General features: G+C 72.2%; 2 protein-coding genes. Both read left to right on the top strand.

Annotation, left to right across the window (positions count from 1 at the left end):
• A partial coding sequence (locus INF29_RS14380; protein WP_207728191.1) for a hypothetical protein occupies nucleotides 1-230 on the top strand: 230 nt, incomplete at its 5' end.
• Between the two features lie 327 nt (nucleotides 231-557).
• Nucleotides 558-1,173: PAQR family membrane homeostasis protein TrhA (gene trhA, locus INF29_RS14620; RefSeq protein ID WP_207728190.1), on the top strand; the 616-nt coding region annotated here is incomplete at its 3' end.

Raw genomic sequence — 1,173 nt, 5'->3', positions numbered from 1 at the left:
CCGTCCACCGCGCGGCGCTCGCGGACGACACCGTGCTCGAGGCCCGCTTCACGACTGCGGGAGCGGGCGGCGGCGATGCGGACGGCTCCGCCGATGCCGGCGGCGGCTCGGGCAGCCGGGGCGACCTCCCGGCGACCGGTGACCCGTCGGCGGCCGTCGGCGCGCTGCTCGCGCTCGGGGCGGCGGGCATCGCCGCGGGCACCCGGCTCAGGCGCCGGGCGGACCGGTAGCGGACCGCAGATGACAGAGGGCTCGGGAAGGGCGCGTCGGGGTTCCCGGCGCGCCCTTTCGCCACCGGGGGCGGGCCACCGGGGGCGCGCCGTCGGGGATCGGTCCTGCCGTCGGGAGGGCGGGTCCTCCCATCGCGGACGGCTCCGTCAGGGGCCCTACCATCGGCGCGGACCCTGTCGGATGCGCCCGTCCCCAGCGGCTCGCCACCGGGGGCAGGGGCCGTCCCCTGATGCGGAATTAACCGAGTCATAACCGCGGAGGCTGTCCAGGACGGCGGTTTTTGCTATAGTTTTGAGCAATCTACTGTTGGAGGATTGCTCACGCACATGTCCGCATCAAGCGACGGTTCCACATCCCGAAGTACCACGGGCGCGAGTCACGAGCCCGAGCCTTCCCATGCCTGCGACGCCGACGGCGAGCCGTCGGTCGCCGCGCCGGTCCCCAGCGGGACCGCCCCGTCTGAAGAACCCGCCCCGTCCATCGACGGCTCCGTCTGCGCGTCGTGCCCCAAGCGCCGCCGCTGCTGCCCGCAGCGCCCGCGCCCGGAGCACCGCGGGCGCGCCCCCAAGGAGCCGCCGCATTACACGGTGGGCGAGGAGATCGCCAACTCCATCACGCACGGTATCGGCGTGCTGCTCGGCATCGCCGGGCTCGTCCTGCTGATCGTCAAGGCCGCCCTGGACGGCGCGCAGCCGGCGTACCTCGCCTCCGCCATCGTCTTCGGCGTCTCGATCATCCTGGAGTACCTCGCCTCGACGCTCTACCACGCCATCCAGGTCCCCGGCGCCAAGCGGATCTTCCGCATCATCGACCACAGCTGCATCTACCTGCTGATCGCCGGGTCCTACACGCCGTTTCTGCTCATCACCCTCGAGCCCTACGGCGGCATCGTCATGTTCGTCGTCATCTGGGCGCTCGCCTTCGCGGGCATCTCGTTCGAGA

It is taken from the genome of Anaerotignum lactatifermentans, assembly GCF_014982935.1.
In the GTDB taxonomy this organism is placed as follows: domain Bacteria; phylum Bacillota; class Clostridia; order Lachnospirales; family Anaerotignaceae; genus Anaerotignum; species Anaerotignum lactatifermentans.
Note: the sequence above shows the minus strand (reverse complement) of the source record. Positions and strands in the feature narration are given on the sequence as shown.